Below are 14158 nucleotides of genomic sequence, written 5' to 3'. Positions count from 1 at the left end.
TTCGCGGTGTGCCGCAGCAACCACGTCATCTCGACCAAACCGTTTTCGACATCAACACAGCCATCCCACGGAGAATCCTGCATGGACACCGATCCGACCCTGACTCGGCACGACCTCGCCGTCTTGGACAACCAGAAAGCCCTGCGCCAAGCGCTTCGATCCGAATACGACTTCATCGTCTGTGGCGCCGGGTCCAGCGGCTCGGTCGTCGCGGCCCGGCTGGCCGAACAGCCGGACGTCAGCGTTCTCCTGCTCGAGGCCGGTGGCGACGACACGGCAGACACGGTCACCAACCCGGCCCTTTGGCCCCTGAACCTCGGCAGCGAGCGCGACTGGGGCTTCTCGGGCGAACCCAGCCCGACCCTCAATGGCCGCAGGCTTCCGCTCAGCATGGGCAAAGGCCTGGGTGGTGGATCGAGCATCAACGTCATGGTCTGGGCCCGGGGCCACAAAGAAGACTGGAATCACTTCGCCGCCGAATCCGGCGATCCCGCCTGGGGGTACAAGTCCATCCTTGGCTATTACCGCCGCATCGAGGATTGGCAGGGCACACCCGACCCCGAACGGCGTGGCACGGGCGGCCCTGTCCACGTCGAACAACCCGCCTCGCCCCAGCCCGTCGCCTGCGCGATGCTCGAGGCTGCCGGGCACATGGGCATCCCGGTCTTCGACAGCCCGAACGGGGCGATGATGGAAGGCCCCGGCGGGGCCGCTATCGCTGATCTCCGCATCCGCGACGGCCGGCGCCAGTCGGTGTTCCGCTCCTACACGCACCGCGTGATGCACCAGCCCAACCTGACCGTTCTGACTGGCGCCCTCGTCTCCCGCATCCTGCTGGATGGCACGTCGGCCATAGGCGTCGAAGTCCTGCTCGACGGCAAGCCCCGGCAGATCCGGGCACGCTGCGAGACAATCCTGTCGCTCGGCGCCATCCAGACGCCGAAGGTGCTATTGCAGTCCGGCATCGGCCCCAAGGAAGAGCTTGCCGCACATGGCATCCCGATCGTGCGCGACCTTCCCGGCGTCGGCCGCAACCACCAGGACCACCTCGCCTTCGGCTGCACCTGGGCCTATCACAAGCCCGAGGGCGTCGGCGGCGGTGGATGTGAGGCGACGCTCTATTGGCAAAGCTCTGCGCGCCTCAAACAGCCCGATATCCTGCAATGCCAGCTCGAATTCCCGGTGCCCGCCCCAGAGGAAACGGGCATCGACACGCCGCCTTATGGCTGGACCATGTTCGCGGGCCTGGCCCAGCCGAAAAGCCGGGGCCGCCTGCGGCTGTCGGGGCCAGATGCCGACGATCCGCTCCTTATCGAGCCGAATGCGCTCAGCGAACCCGAGGACCTCAAAACCGCCCTTACCGCCGTCGAGATGTGCCGCGAGATCGGAAACCACGCGGCCTTTAGTCCGCTCGTCCGGCAGGAGGTCGCGCCTGGCAGCCGGAATCGCAAGGCGATGGCCGATTTCATCCGCAAATCGGCGGTCACCTATTGGCACCAGTCCTGCACCGCCAAGATGGGACGGGACGAGACGTCGGTCGTCGATCATCAGCTCAAGGTCTACGGCATCGACAACCTGCGCATCGCTGATGCCTCGACCATGCCTCGCATCACCACCGGCAACACGATGGCCCCCTGCGTGGTGATCGGAGAGCGTGCCGCGGACATGATCCGCCAGCGACACAGTCTGACTCGCGCCGAACAGCCCCTCGCAACCAGGGCATGAACCAAAATCGACGCGGATCGGGGGCACGACATCCCTCGGTCCGCATGATCCGGCGCTTCCAGATCAAGCGGACGATGACACCGCCTGAGTCCGGTCTGCGCCAGCACACATCGCCCCCATGCCGCATGGCCACGCACCGACAACCTGCTTTCTTCGAATCCGGAACTGTGCCTTAGATGATGCAGCAAGGCGCACCAGAACGCCCGACAGCTGCGGAAACCAGAACAATGCCGGAAGATCCTTTCAGCCCGGACCTCGATCGGATCGATCGAAACATTCTGCGTGCGCTTCAGAAAGATGCCCGGATGGCCAATTCAGACCTGGCTCGGCTGGTGAACGTCAGCGCCGCGACATGCCACCGCCGCACCCAACGTCTGATCGAACAGAAATACATCACGGCCGCCCGCGCGCAGATAGCTCCGTCCAGCGTGGGGTTGGGGACGCTTGTGATGGTCGGCGTCGTGCTCGACCGGTCCACACCCGAAAGCTTTTCCGAGTTCGAAAAGACCGTCGGAAGTATGAAAGAGGTCCTGGATTGCAACCTCGTCGCCGGGGATTTCGACTATCTGCTCAAGATCAGGACACGGGACATGGAAGGTTTCAACCTGTTGCACGGCCGCAAACTCATCACATTGCCGGGCGTTCGCCAGATCCGCACTTTCTTCGTACTGAAAGAGGTCAAAGACAACGCGCCCCTGGCATTCTGACAGAGCCACCCGTGGCTCGCGTCCCAGCCAGATGCGGTCGGACCCGAGGGGCGGCATGACCCGCCCCTGTTGCACGCACCCCTGGCGACTCGGCGGCCACCGGATCGCACGCGCACCGTCACGCCGCCCTGGCCCGACGCACCGCCTGCGCCCATGTGGCCATCCGGCCCCCCTGGTGCCGAGCCGCACGCAACGTCGCCTCGGGAAGGGGCGCACCTTGTCCGTCCGTAAAGCTGGTGCCGTACGGGTTTCCCCCGGCGGCATGGATCGCCGGATCGGTATATCCCGGAGGCACCATGATCGCGCCCCAGTGATAGAACACGTTGTGCAGCGCCAGAAGGGTGGATTCCTGCCCACCATGAACGTTCCCGGCTCCCGTGAAGGCACTCACGACCTTGTCGGTCAGCTTTCCGTTCATCCACAGACCGCCGCAGGTATCCAGGAACTGCTTCAACTGCGCCGCCGGCAGGCCGAAACGCGTCGGCGTGCCGAAAACGAAGCCATCCGCCCATTCCAGATCCGAGTGGGTGGCAACGGGAACTTCACGCGTTGTCTCAAGGTGTTTTCGCCATGCCGGGTTGGCATCTATTGCCGCGTCGGGTGCCAATTCCGCCACCCGCCGTATCCTGACCGCGGCGCCGAGCTTTTCGGCGCCGGCGGCGATTTCCTGTGCTATCGTGAATGTGTTGCCGGTACTGCTGTAATAGACGATTGCCAGCCGGACGGGATCTTGATCTGTCATGTCGCTTTCCTTTGTTTGACGCATGGAAAGCTATGTGCGCGCACCCGTCTGCACTACGGCGTCAGATTTCGTTTCACTGTCTGCCCGGATGGACAATCACATGTCTAAGACGCCCAGCCTCGATGATCTCGCCCGCTTCAGGAAAGTCGTCGACAAAGGCTCGTTTGCCGCCGCCGCCCGGGATCTTGGCATTCCCAAAAGCACCCTCAGCAAGGCCATCGCACGGCTGGAGCAGGATCTGGGCGTGCGCCTGCTCGAGCGGACGACTCGCAACATGCGGCCCACCGAAATCGGCCGGATCGTGGCGGATCACGGCAAGACCATGGTCGACGCCTTCGATGCCGCCCGGCGCGCGGCCAGCGACAGCGACGGGCCGTCGGGCCGCGTCCGCGTCGGGTGCCCGCCGGGGCTGTTGGATGATCTGCTTGATGATGTCATCGCCGATTTCCTCACCGACTTTCCCAGGGTCCGGATCGAACTGGTCGCGATGGCGGGCCCGCTGGACCTTGTCAGGGACGATGTGGATATCACGATCCGCGCGCGGTCGCAGGTCGAGGCCGGCGCCTCTCACGTCGTGCGGCGGCTCGGCCTGTCGCGTGGCATTCTTGTTGCCGCGCCGTCCCTTGCCGGTACGGGCCAACTGCTGACGCCTCGGGACTTGCAGGCTGTCCCGACCCTGTGCCTGCGTGGCGACAACCGCGTATGGGAGCTTTTCGACCGGGATGGCACAGCCCATACCATCGACGTCTCCCCGCGGCTGGTCACGAGCGACATCGCCACTCTGCGGCACGCTGCAATCAGGGGGCTGGGCGTCGCCCTGCTGCCCGAACATGCCTGTATGGCGGATATTGCAAGCGGCGAGCTGATGCGGGTCTTGCCCGACATCTCGACGGTCGAGGGCACGATCTACGCCGTGTTCTCACGCGACACCGCAAGGGCCTCGGCGCTTCGCGCCTTCATTGACCACCTTGCCCGCGCCTTCGCCATCGCCCCATTCCGGCGATAGCCGGACCGACCTTCACACCGCCCGCGCCGAGCGCGCCAGCTCGCGCGCAAGGTCGACGAAGACCTTGAAAGCGGCCGGCGGGTTGCGCCGGCTGGGGTAATACAGGCACAGCGGCGCAACCGGCGGGGTCCAATCGTCGAGGATCCGCACCAGTCGGCCCGCCGCGATATCCGCACGCACGTTCGACTCCATGAAATAGCCGATGCCCACGCCATCGAGGACCGCGGTGCGCGCCAGGCTGGCCTCATCCAGGGTCAGTGGCCCGTCCACGTCCACATGCACCGGCTGGCCTTCGGATTCGAACTGCCAGCGATACAGCGCGCCGTTCGGCAGGCGGACGCGAATACAGGTATGCGCCTTCAGGTCGGCCGGAACGCGCGGCACATCCCGGTTCGAGAAATAGGACGGCGCGGCCACCACGGCGTGTCGCCGCGCGGGCCCCAGCGGGATCGCGATCATGTCCGACGGCACGAGGGTCTTGCTGCGCACCCCGAAATCGAACCCGTCCGCCACGATGTCCACAAGACTCCCTTCGGTCACGAGATCGACCTGAACTTGGGGAAACCGCTTGAGGAACTCCAGGATCAGTGGTTCAAGAATCTCCTGCGCAGCGGTGACGAAGGTGTTGATACGCACGGTGCCGGAAGGTGTTTCCTGTTGCGATCGGACCGTGTCCAGAGCCTGGTGGATATCCCGCACCGCCGGGCTGACCTGATCGACGAACCTGTGCCCCGCCTCCGTCAGTGAGACACTGCGCGTCGTGCGATTGAACAGGCGCACGCCCAGCTGTCCTTCCAGCTTGGAAATCGCATTGCTGAGCGCGCTCGTCGACATGCCCATATCGAGGGCCGCGGCCCGGAACGATCCTCTGCGGCTGATCGCGAGAACGGCATCGAAGTCGGTCAGCTTGTAGTTTTTCATTGTCCTGAATTCCGTAATTCAACATCTCACTTTATCCTAATTATCAAAACGCCGTCAAAAGCATAATTTACGGTCACGCATCAACTGACCGAAAGGAGCAGACAGCACAAAAGCTTACCCGAACCGGCGCTGATTCGAGCGAGCCGGACATGAAAAATTCTTTCAAATATTGGGTAAGCCTTGGCCGAAAAAACGCCAATCTTCAATCATGTTGCAGCGTATCCAGCAAACCATACGCCAAAGTTGCAAGCACCCATCAGCGTCAAAACGCTACGATGCCGACGCCTGCGACAGGGATGCCATCCAGTAAAAAAGACCGGAAAGCCGCCCTCCCACGGCCTTTATGGACTTCTGCCAATATCAACCAAAGGAACATTCAAATGTCCAAGAAACTCAGAACTGCTGTCGCCGCCGCTGCCGCCGCCGCGACCATCACGACCAGCGCAAACGCGCAAGAGACGATCCCGTCTGAACAGCCGGTCAAATCCGTCGTCCTCGTTCACGGCGCCTTTGCAGACGGGTCGGGCTGGCGCGGCGTGTACGACATCCTCACCGCGCGCGGCTACCGTGTCAGCATCGTTCAGAACCCGCTGACCTCTCTCGCAGATGACGTGGCTGCCACCGACCGCATCCTTGACCGTCAGGACGGTCCATCGATCCTCGTAGGGCATTCCTATGGCGGAACGGTCATCACCGAGGCGGGCATCAACCCCAAGGTTGCAGGCCTCGTCTACGTCTCCGCGCTGGCCCCAGACGTGGGCGAGACCACGGGCGACCAGTTCGCCGACATCCCCGCCCCGCCCGAATTCATCATCGAGACCGGCGATGACGGGTTCGGCTTCGTCAACCTCGAAGAGTTCAAGACCGGCTTTGCCGGCGATACAGCCGATGCGGACGCAGCTTTCCTTCGGGACAGCCAGGTGCCCATCAACATGGATATCTTCGGAACGCCGGTGAAGCACGCCGCATGGAAGGAAAAGCCGAGCTGGGCCGTGATCGCAACCGAGGACAAGGCCATCGACCCGAAACTGCTGCGCCACACCGCCGACCGGATCGGAGCTGTGTCCGTCGACGTGCCCGGCAGCCATGTCGTCTTTCTGACCAAGCCGGATGAGGTCGCCGACGTGATCGATGAGGCCGCCCGCGCCTCCGGCGGAAGCTGAATTAGCAAGCGCGTGTGGCGGGGCCCGCCTCGCCGCATGAACCCGCAATCTGCTCAACCAAAAATCTCACTTGGGGAAATCACCCCGGCAATGGAGCCACACCATGTCCCATCTGAAAGTGAAATCTATACTCTCCTGGAGCGCGATCCTGTTCCTCATCTCGGTCGCGGCCGTCGCCGTCGCCTCATGGATCGTCAATGTAGACAGTTTCATCGGTGGTCACGTTCAGGCGAACCGTACCTGCAAGCTGCCCAAATCCGACCCGTGTCAGTTGATCATATCGGGAAAACGCCATGTCCGGACCTGAACCAATCCGGCTCACCCGTCGCTGCGCGATTGCCGGCGGCACGGGCCTGCTGATTGCAGCGTCCACACCGCTGCTGACGGCTTCCGGCCTGCGGGCCGAAACATCACCTTCCAACCAAGGACCTCAGACCATGACCTACATTTCCGCCGACGACGGCACGCAGATCTTCTACCGCGACTGGGGCCCGCGCGACGCGCAACCCATCGTGTTCCACCACGGCTGGCCCCTGACGGCCGACAAGTGGGATGCCCAGATGCTCTATTTCCTCGGCAAGGGCTTTCGCGTCATCGCCTTCGACCGGCGCGGGCACGGGCGCTCGGAACAGACCGAAACCGGCAACGAGATGGACACCTATGCCGCCGATGTCATCGCCCTGGCGGACGCGCTGGACCTCAAGGCAGCCGTGCATGTGGGCCATTCCACCGGCGGTGGCGAGGTCGTGCACTACGCCGCCCGCGCCAAGCCCGGGCGCGTCTCGAAGCTGGTCCTGATCGGTGCCGTGCCGCCGGTCATGGTGAAGAAGGACAGCAACCCCGACGGCACGCCGCTGGACGTGTTCGACGGCTTCCGCGAGGCACTTGCCGCGAACCGGCCGCAATTCTACCTCGACGTGGCATCAGGCCCGTTCTACGGCTTCAACCGCCCGGACGCGGAGGTCAGCGAAGGCTTGATCCGCAACTGGTGGCGGCAGGGGATGCAGGGCAGTGCCAAGGCGCATTTCGACTGCATCAAGGCCTTCTCCGAAACCGACTTTACCGAGGACCTCAAGGCGATCCAACTGCCGACGCTGGTGATGCATGGCAGCGACGATCAGGTCGTGCCCATAAAGTCCTCTGCCTCAAGGACGGTCGAGATCATGCCGAACGCGACGCTCAAGGTCTATGACGGCGCCTCTCATGGCATGGCGGCGACGATGGCTGAAACGATCAACACGGACATCTTGGACTTCTTGCAGTCCAGTTAACGAACCGTACCAATCTGGCGCAAAACGCGCCAGCGCAGGCCTCGCCTTCCAAGCTTCCCCCGTCTCTTCCCGGGGGAAGCTATTGCAAGTTCAACCCGTATTGAGCCCATTCATTGAAACGATGTGACTTTGAGCCACCAATCGGTTCCGGAAAAGCACTAGAAACTCCCACTTCAACTGACCGATGGCATCCAGACAGGCTGTACCTACCGTTCTACATTTGATCGACAGCACTTTTACATGCATGTCGGACGTTGGAGCTAGGTGCAGCAAATGTCGGCTCTCCGCCCATTCATATCGACCCGTTCAGAGTTTCGAGCGTGCTTTCGCGGCATTAACTTCCCCGAAACATTCCGCGCCATGTGTTCCCTAGGCACAGGGAAACCAAATGAAAGATTTCTACAACCCGAAACGAAAACACACGAACAACGGCATGCTGTCGCCCATTGACTTCGGAAACAGGCAGCACAAACTAAACCAGGCAGGTGTCTAGGAAACTAGGGGCACCTCAAACGCAGTTTGTGAAACTGTCACAGCTATATTCAAATCCCCAAGCCCCGGTTAGGGCGATTTCGTCGCAAAGGCGGTCTATGAAATAACGTACTGCACCTATTTCAGCCTGCGCCTCCACGTCGCGCAACCAGATGACGGTTGAAGACTCTGATGGCTCGAGAACTGACACGTTGAAGCTGAACATACAGGTGGGACGCTGATGCTCATTGCGCCAAGTCTCGAATTCTATCGCGGCACTTCGATCCAAATAGTTCATGGCTGGTGTCAACACTCGAATTTGGGTCGCGGGTGCTTCGTTGGGGAAGTTTCCGTCGCTGCGAATGGTGGGTACGTACGCTCCTGGATCGAGGTTGTTGGCGCCGAGACCACCCCCATTTTGCCAGACAGCCCTTAAGAGAAACGCTACATCGAAAGCTACAATGCCTGTGACCTGCTCCCCTGACAATTCCAGGACAGAGCTCTGAGGATATCGCCCGCTCGCGTCGGAAAGCATCACCCCAATGGAACGCAGGTCGATGATGCAATAAAAATCAATGCGGAGCACACATTCGGGTCAGGCCAGTGGGCGAAAGCGCGTGGAATTTGTCTTATGTTCAATAGATAGCACCTGGCGTCCAAGCTCACGATTGATCTGAAAAACGCCCGTAAGTTGGTATCACGAAAGAAACGCTTCCGGGTTCTCTGCGAATTCCTGTTGCGCGCGCTCGTACTCGCCCGGATTGCCGATATCTATCCATCGGCATGGCTGAGTGAAACCGGACACCTTGTGCGCGTTTTCGATGAGCCGCAAAACGAGTGACGGAGCGTCGAGGTACGCATTGGGATGGATCAAAGATTTCACGTGCGGCGAATACACATAGATTCCCATACTTGCCGCGTAAGACATCTTTGGCTTCTCGTCATATCCGATTACTGTGTCTTCATCGCCAAGCGATAGAACGCCAAGCTGGATCTGCACCTCGGTCGTGACAACGCCGACCGTCAGGTCGGCGCCCGTGTTCAAGTGGTGCTGCATCATGGCGTTGAAATCGATATCCGACAGAAGATCGCCGTTCATCACGAAAAATGGTTCGTCAAGGCCCGCGATCGTGCCGATGGCCCCGGCGGTGCCCAAGGGCTCTTCCTCGAGGTGGTAGGTGATGCTCATGCGCTCTGAAATCGAGTTTTGCGACAGGTAGGTCTGAATCAGATTGCCAAGATAGCCGATCGCAATCACGACGTCCGTCACCCCGGCCTTTTCCAGCCGACGCAGGATGATCTCGATGATCGGCAGATCGCCGATCGGCAGCAAGGGCTTGGGCAGGATAGAGGTATAGGGACGCATCCGCAGACCTTGTCCGCCAGCGAGGATAACCGCCTTCATGTCGACCTCCTCAAATCTGGTAGCCGTCAGCGGTGAAATATTCGAGGTTCTCCTCGACCCACCCCGCGGTCCGGCCAAGCCCCTCGGCGAGTGAGACCTCGGGCGCCCAGTCCAGCATCTCTGCGGCGCGCGCAGTCGACGCGATGAGGCGGTTCACCTCGCTTTTCGCGGGGCGTTGCCGGTCGGACTGATCGGCGATTATACGCGGGGATTTCCCCAGAACCGCGCAGATTTCCTTTACCAGGTCGCCGATGCTGATTTCGACACCGGTGCCAAGTTGGGTGACCTCGCCCACCGTCGCGTCCACCTCGGCAACGCGCATGGCCCCGGCAACAGTGTCCTCGACGAACAGCAGGTCGCGCGTGGGGTGCAACGAGCCCAGCCTGACCTCGTCGCTGCGCAGGGCCTGGCTGATGACGGTGGGAATGATGGCACGCGCGGGCTGCCGCGGCCCGTAGGTGTTGAAGGGTCGGCAAATCGCAACCGGCGTTCCGAAGGCCCGATGATAGCTCAGCCCAAGCTGGTCGGCGGCGATCTTGCTGGCGGCGTAAGGCGACTGCGCCTGAAGTGGATGCGCCTCGTCGATCGGAGCGTAGAGCGCGGTGCCGTAGACCTCGCTGGTCGAGAAGATCACCAGTTTCGACACCCCCGCCGACCGCGCTGCCTCGAGCACGTTGGTCGTGCCCATCACGTTCGTCTGCACCACGTCCACCGGGTGAACATAGGAATAGGGAATCCCGATATGCGCACCGAGGTGAAAAATCGTGTCGCAGTCCATCGCGGCGGCCCGGACGGCGGCGGGATCCTTCAGGTCGCCCATGACGAACCGCATACGGCGACGCAGGTCGCGGTTCATGTGCGCTGCGGCACCTCCCACCCCGCGCGAGGAATACCGCGTGAACACCGTCACGTCTGCACCCGCCCGCACCAGCGCCTCGGACAGGAAACTGCCGATGAAACCTGCTCCGCCCGTGACCAGCACGCGCCTGTCTGTCCAGAAATCCGTCATATCGTCGTCGATGCCTTCCTGTGGGATTGGGTCGCCTGAATGGCCCGTTCTAGCGCGGTCTCAAGATTGTGGCGTGGCTGCCAGCCGGTGCGCGCCATAAGGTGCGCGGGGTCGCCGTAGCAGATGTCGGCCGCCTCTTCGGGTCCGGACTGATCGCGGCTGACCCAGCTTGCGCCAAGCGCCCCGGCGATCCGATCAAGCAGATCGCAGATGCGTGTCGGGCAGCCCGTCGCCACGTTCAGCACCTCGCCCGGTGCACCGTGCAGCGCCATCGCGATAAGGGCGTCCGCAGCGTCTTCGACGTGCATGAAATCCCGAACGCTGTCCACCGGCCCGACCTCGAGTTTGCCGCCACGGGCCGCAAGAGCCTTGCGGATGAAGACCTCCGGAGCCATGTGGGCGGGCTGACCCGCCCCGATCAGATTGAAGACGATGCCGGTCTGAATGTCGTGCCCATCTTGCACGTGGGCCTGCTGGCCAAGTTCCATCGCGGCCAGCTTGGCGCGGCCATAGTCCGATGTCGGCTGCTTTGGGTCATCCTCGCGTGTCGCGCGGGATATTGCCGCCCCCCGGCCATAGATGGCGGCCGATCCCGTCAGGACCAGCCGCGGCCTTGCGCTGGCCAGGCCCAGGGCCGTGATCCAGGTTTGAGTCAGGGCGATGTTGTCCGCGACATCGCCGCCACCCGGCAGCACCCCCGCCGAGTCGATGGCATAGTCGGGGCGCTTACGGTCCAATAAGGCTGCAAAATCCGTGACGTTGCCTGGATGGAAGACGTCCCGCGAAACTGCAATTGCTTCCAACTCCCAAGCCGCCGCCCGGGCCATGACCGCCTGCCCCAGGAATCCCGACGCCCCGGTGACAAGCAGCTTGGCGGTGTGGCGGATCATGACGTCAACCGCGCGCCTGCACGCCTGCCAAATCCGGAAACGGTTTCTGCGCTTCGTCCGCCGGGCGGGCCAGATAGATCTGGGCAAAGAAATACCCCCTCGACTCCAGGCCCGAGGTTTCATGCCCCGCCGCCCTGGCGATGGCGGTGGCCCGCGCCTGTTCGTTGCGGCTGTCAAAGCGGCGATGCGGAAAGGGCGGCAGGTCAAGTGTGTCGACCACCATCCCGTGGTCGCGCAACACTTCGAAGGCCGCCTCGCGCTCGTTACCGCGTACGGGAGACGTGACAACCCAGGGCGTGCGGTCTCCACAGGCGCCCAGAAGACGGTCCAGCGCGGTGGGCATCAGGTGCGCCACGCTTCCGCATTCGACGATCAGGTCCACCTCCGCAAGCTGCGCCGACAGCGCTTGTGACGGCGCATCATGCTCCAGGTTCTCGTCGAAACCGTGCTCGAAAAGCCCCACCGCCTCGCCGTAACCGACAGCGTTCGCGGCCACGTCCAGCCCGAAAAAACGCGCGCCCGGGTAGCGCGGCGGCAACGCTTCAATCCAAGCGCGGTCCTGCTGCGCCATCTCGGGCGGGGTCAGCGCGTCCAGCGATCCTTCCTCGTACCGGTCCAGGAATTCCGCCGCGGAGACGTCGAGCTTCATCAGTGCGGTGACGATCCCGTAGCTGCTGGCGAAATCCAGAATGCGTGGCGCCGCGATATCGCGTACCTGCATCAGCCTGTCCAGTACCGCGCGGAACACCGGCACCGCATGCGCATGGTTGCTGTAGCCAAGCGATCTCAGCATCCGGTAATAGTCCCTGCAATCGGGCTGGTCGTATGTGTCATCGAACAGCGTCACGAAAGGCGTGCGCGTTTCAGGCAGGGTCAAAGGCATTCGGTATTCCGCTTTGGATAAGACTTTGAAAAGGCAGTCCTGTGAAGTTGCAGGCTTTGGGACACGCATTCAACGTCGTTTTCTGTAACATGGCTGATTTCTTCGTGTGAACCGGCATGCGGAATTTCACGTGTCCGTCACGCATCTGAAACAGAGCAAAAAAGCAGGCGGCACTTCCCGCAACCGCGAATAGTCTGCAATACGTCAATCACCGCCACCAAGGAGACCCCACATGGCGCATACGATGAACATGGAGCAAGGCGGCTCCAAGGTGCTGATGGGAACGCTTCTGGCTTGGCTGGCGGTGCTGATCTACGCTTCGTCGAACTCCATCGTCACGCTGCTGACCGAGGTCGGCGAAGTGAACCAGGTCATGGGGCGCAACGCCATCACCTTCTGCAACCTTCTGGCGCTGGGGTCTCTGATTTCGCTGATCCCGATGGTGTTTCTCTTTCACAAGGACTGGACGCGCGACAATTTGCGGGCGCTGACCCGCAAGGATTGGGGGGTTCTGACCCTCTCCGCCTTGCTGTCCTCGGCCCTGACGCCAGCACTCTTTTTCTATGCGCTTGACCACACCACCGTCACCAACGTGGTGCTCGTGGGCCGGATAGAGCCGCCGCTATTCATCTTGGCGGCTTGGCTCTTTTTGAAAGAGGATTTCGATCCCTGGTCTCTGGCCGGCGGGCTCGTCGCGCTTGTGGGCGCGGCGCTGGTCGTCGCGCTAAAGGGCGACGGGTCGTCATTCTCGCTTGGCATGGGGGAACTTGCGGCGGTGGCGGCAACCTTGTCCTTCATTGCCTCGACACTGGTGACGCGCGCGGGCTTGAAAGGCGTGCCGCTTGGCATCTTCTCGATCTACCGGACCATTTTGGGCACAATCATCTACGCGGCTATCGCGCTTTATCTCTACGGCCCTCTTCACTTTCAGGACCTGCTTGCGCCTGTCGTACTGAAATGGATCTGGGTCTATGCGATCATCGTCGTCATCATCGGGCAACTTGCCTGGAACATCGGCCTTAAATATGCCCGTTCCGGCGACGTCGCCCTGGCCACCTCGTTTTCGCCGCTGGCCGCAATTGTTATCGCCATGATCCTGCTGGGTGAGAACCCGGGCGCCGGGCTGATCCCCGGTGGAGCGGTCATCATCGCCGGTGTCGCGCTCGCGCAATACGGGCGATTCCGCAAGAAACAGGCCGAGAAACGCGCAATGGAGCGCGCGATGGAGCTGGAAGGCAGCGCGAACTTCAAGGGCGTATGACGCCCTTGCGCGGGTCAGGCGCCAATCTTGCGGGCGTAATGCTGAAGAAACAGGTGCAGGATATTGTCGGCCATGGCGTTGTAATGTTCCTTGTTCCGCGGATCATGGCTGATCTGGCCGATCGCCACCTCGATGACCTCCTGCCCGGCCGCGTGCACCCGCAACATGACGTCGATATCGGCTGCGTTGTTATCCACAAGCGCGTCTATCTCGATCAGGTCCCTGTTGAACAGGTAGATCCCGGAATTGACCGCGGTGATATGTTGAAGCCCCGGAAAGATCTGGCGGATCGCGGGCCGGACCAACAGTCGCGTCATCGGCATGTCGTCGTTGGGATCCTGCCAGTTTCCCTTGACCAGCCCCACATCGGGCTCTCGCGATTCCGCCAGGACAACGACCATGCCGGGATCGAACGTCTCGAGATCGGCATCAAGCTTCATCACCCAGGACGATTTCGCGGCCTTGTATCCGGTTTTCAGCGCGCGCCCCATTCCCAACCGTGGCTCGGTTACTACAACGGCGCCGGCGGCGGCGGCGTTGGCAGCCGTGCTGTCCCACGAGTCGGTATCGACAACGACAACCTCGCGCACACAGGGCAGGTTGATTACGGCGGCCACGACGCTGCCAACCGTCTCGGCCTCATTCCGGGCCGGAATGACAATCGAAATTCCGTCGGGCATTGTCGGGTCTTTTCCTTTCCCGGG

Annotated in this window: 15 protein-coding genes; 7 read left to right on the top strand and 8 right to left on the bottom strand. The window is 62.1% G+C overall.

Features of this window, described 5'->3' with window-relative positions; translation table 11 throughout:
• Positions 1–81: 81 nt before the first annotated feature.
• Positions 82–1725 (top strand): GMC family oxidoreductase, encoded by a 1644-nt coding sequence (locus ACQY4V_RS19410; protein ID WP_428514555.1) that lies wholly within the window; start codon positions 82–84, stop codon positions 1723–1725.
• Between the two features lie 176 nt (positions 1726–1901).
• Entirely contained in the window at positions 1902–2432 is a 531-nt protein-coding gene (locus tag ACQY4V_RS19405) for an Lrp/AsnC family transcriptional regulator (protein ID WP_428514553.1), read from the top strand.
• Between the two features lie 118 nt (positions 2433–2550).
• On the opposite strand, the gene wrbA is transcribed toward ACQY4V_RS19405, so the two are convergent.
• Positions 2551–3174: an NAD(P)H:quinone oxidoreductase gene (gene wrbA, locus ACQY4V_RS19400; RefSeq protein ID WP_428514551.1), complete on the bottom strand. Its 624-nt coding sequence runs from the start codon at positions 3172–3174 to the stop codon at positions 2551–2553.
• 100 nt (positions 3175–3274) lie between these two features.
• Here wrbA and ACQY4V_RS19395 point away from each other — a divergent pair, with 100 nt between their 5' ends.
• The gene (locus tag ACQY4V_RS19395) at positions 3275–4180 is read left to right on the top strand and encodes a LysR family transcriptional regulator (RefSeq protein ID WP_428514549.1); all 906 of its coding nucleotides are present in this window, start codon (positions 3275–3277) and stop codon (positions 4178–4180) included.
• 12 nt (positions 4181–4192) lie between these two features.
• Here the strand turns inward: ACQY4V_RS19395 and ACQY4V_RS19390 are convergent, their stop codons facing one another.
• Complete coding sequence (locus ACQY4V_RS19390) at positions 4193–5101, bottom strand: LysR family transcriptional regulator (protein WP_428514547.1); 909 nt, start codon at positions 5099–5101, stop codon at positions 4193–4195.
• A gap of 380 nt (positions 5102–5481) precedes the next feature.
• Between ACQY4V_RS19390 and ACQY4V_RS19385 the strand changes: the two genes are divergently transcribed.
• The 3 genes from ACQY4V_RS19385 to ACQY4V_RS19375 all read left to right on the top strand — a co-directional run bounded on the left by ACQY4V_RS19385 (position 5482) and on the right by ACQY4V_RS19375 (position 7535).
• On the top strand, positions 5482–6264 hold the full coding sequence (locus ACQY4V_RS19385; protein WP_428514545.1) for an alpha/beta fold hydrolase: 783 nt from the start codon (positions 5482–5484) through the stop codon (positions 6262–6264).
• A 103-nt stretch (positions 6265–6367) separates the two neighbouring features.
• Positions 6368–6571, top strand: coding sequence for a hypothetical protein (locus tag ACQY4V_RS19380; protein ID WP_144435619.1), 204 nt, complete (start codon positions 6368–6370; stop codon positions 6569–6571).
• 130 nt (positions 6572–6701) lie between these two features.
• Positions 6702–7535, top strand: coding sequence for an alpha/beta fold hydrolase (locus ACQY4V_RS19375; protein WP_428514543.1), 834 nt, complete (start codon positions 6702–6704; stop codon positions 7533–7535).
• Positions 7536–8043: 508 nt separating this feature from the next.
• On the opposite strand, the gene ACQY4V_RS19370 is transcribed toward ACQY4V_RS19375, so the two are convergent.
• The 5 genes from ACQY4V_RS19370 to ACQY4V_RS19350 form a co-directional block, all read right to left on the bottom strand.
• Positions 8044–8592: a hypothetical protein gene (locus ACQY4V_RS19370; protein WP_428514541.1), complete on the bottom strand. Its 549-nt coding sequence runs from the start codon at positions 8590–8592 to the stop codon at positions 8044–8046.
• A 111-nt stretch (positions 8593–8703) separates the two neighbouring features.
• Positions 8704–9411, bottom strand: a complete 708-nt coding sequence (locus ACQY4V_RS19365; RefSeq protein WP_428514539.1) for a nucleotidyltransferase family protein — start codon at positions 9409–9411, stop codon at positions 8704–8706.
• A gap of 10 nt (positions 9412–9421) precedes the next feature.
• Positions 9422–10420: an SDR family NAD(P)-dependent oxidoreductase gene (locus ACQY4V_RS19360; RefSeq protein ID WP_428514537.1), complete on the bottom strand. Its 999-nt coding sequence runs from the start codon at positions 10418–10420 to the stop codon at positions 9422–9424.
• Positions 10417–11310: an NAD-dependent epimerase/dehydratase family protein gene (locus ACQY4V_RS19355; RefSeq protein WP_428514535.1), complete on the bottom strand. Its 894-nt coding sequence runs from the start codon at positions 11308–11310 to the stop codon at positions 10417–10419. The genes ACQY4V_RS19360 and ACQY4V_RS19355 overlap by 4 nt, the downstream gene beginning before the upstream one ends.
• A 4-nt stretch (positions 11311–11314) precedes the next feature.
• Positions 11315–12193: a hypothetical protein gene (locus tag ACQY4V_RS19350; protein ID WP_428514533.1), complete on the bottom strand. Its 879-nt coding sequence runs from the start codon at positions 12191–12193 to the stop codon at positions 11315–11317.
• Positions 12194–12425: 232 nt separating this feature from the next.
• Between ACQY4V_RS19350 and ACQY4V_RS19345 the strand changes: the two genes are divergently transcribed.
• Complete coding sequence (locus ACQY4V_RS19345; RefSeq protein ID WP_428514531.1) at positions 12426–13454, top strand: DMT family transporter; 1029 nt, start codon at positions 12426–12428, stop codon at positions 13452–13454.
• A 14-nt stretch (positions 13455–13468) separates the two neighbouring features.
• Here the strand turns inward: ACQY4V_RS19345 and ACQY4V_RS19340 are convergent, their stop codons facing one another.
• Positions 13469–14134: a glycosyltransferase gene (locus ACQY4V_RS19340; RefSeq protein ID WP_428514529.1), complete on the bottom strand. Its 666-nt coding sequence runs from the start codon at positions 14132–14134 to the stop codon at positions 13469–13471.
• Positions 14135–14158: the final 24 nt, after the last annotated feature.

It is taken from the genome of Roseovarius sp., assembly GCF_965277045.1.
Taxonomy (GTDB): domain Bacteria; phylum Pseudomonadota; class Alphaproteobacteria; order Rhodobacterales; family Rhodobacteraceae; genus Roseovarius.
The sequence above is the reverse complement of the archived record's forward strand: the minus strand, read 5'-3'. Positions and strand labels throughout refer to the sequence as shown.

Coding starts and splice junctions, on each gene's coding strand:
- ACQY4V_RS19350 (WP_428514533.1), bottom strand. CDS start 12,193: ATGCCTTTGACCCTGCCTGAAACGCGCACGCCTTTCGTGACGCTGTTC.
- ACQY4V_RS19405 (WP_428514553.1), top strand. CDS start 1,902: ATGATGCAGCAAGGCGCACCAGAACGCCCGACAGCTGCGGAAACCAGA.
- wrbA (WP_428514551.1), bottom strand. CDS start 3,174: ATGACAGATCAAGATCCCGTCCGGCTGGCAATCGTCTATTACAGCAGT.
- ACQY4V_RS19365 (WP_428514539.1), bottom strand. CDS start 9,411: ATGAAGGCGGTTATCCTCGCTGGCGGACAAGGTCTGCGGATGCGTCCC.
- ACQY4V_RS19360 (WP_428514537.1), bottom strand. CDS start 10,420: ATGACGGATTTCTGGACAGACAGGCGCGTGCTGGTCACGGGCGGAGCA.
- ACQY4V_RS19395 (WP_428514549.1), top strand. CDS start 3,275: ATGTCTAAGACGCCCAGCCTCGATGATCTCGCCCGCTTCAGGAAAGTC.
- ACQY4V_RS19385 (WP_428514545.1), top strand. CDS start 5,482: ATGTCCAAGAAACTCAGAACTGCTGTCGCCGCCGCTGCCGCCGCCGCG.
- ACQY4V_RS19340 (WP_428514529.1), bottom strand. CDS start 14,134: ATGCCCGACGGAATTTCGATTGTCATTCCGGCCCGGAATGAGGCCGAG.
- ACQY4V_RS19355 (WP_428514535.1), bottom strand. CDS start 11,310: ATGATCCGCCACACCGCCAAGCTGCTTGTCACCGGGGCGTCGGGATTC.
- ACQY4V_RS19380 (WP_144435619.1), top strand. CDS start 6,368: ATGTCCCATCTGAAAGTGAAATCTATACTCTCCTGGAGCGCGATCCTG.
- ACQY4V_RS19390 (WP_428514547.1), bottom strand. CDS start 5,101: ATGAAAAACTACAAGCTGACCGACTTCGATGCCGTTCTCGCGATCAGC.
- ACQY4V_RS19410 (WP_428514555.1), top strand. CDS start 82: ATGGACACCGATCCGACCCTGACTCGGCACGACCTCGCCGTCTTGGAC.
- ACQY4V_RS19345 (WP_428514531.1), top strand. CDS start 12,426: ATGGCGCATACGATGAACATGGAGCAAGGCGGCTCCAAGGTGCTGATG.
- ACQY4V_RS19375 (WP_428514543.1), top strand. CDS start 6,702: ATGACCTACATTTCCGCCGACGACGGCACGCAGATCTTCTACCGCGAC.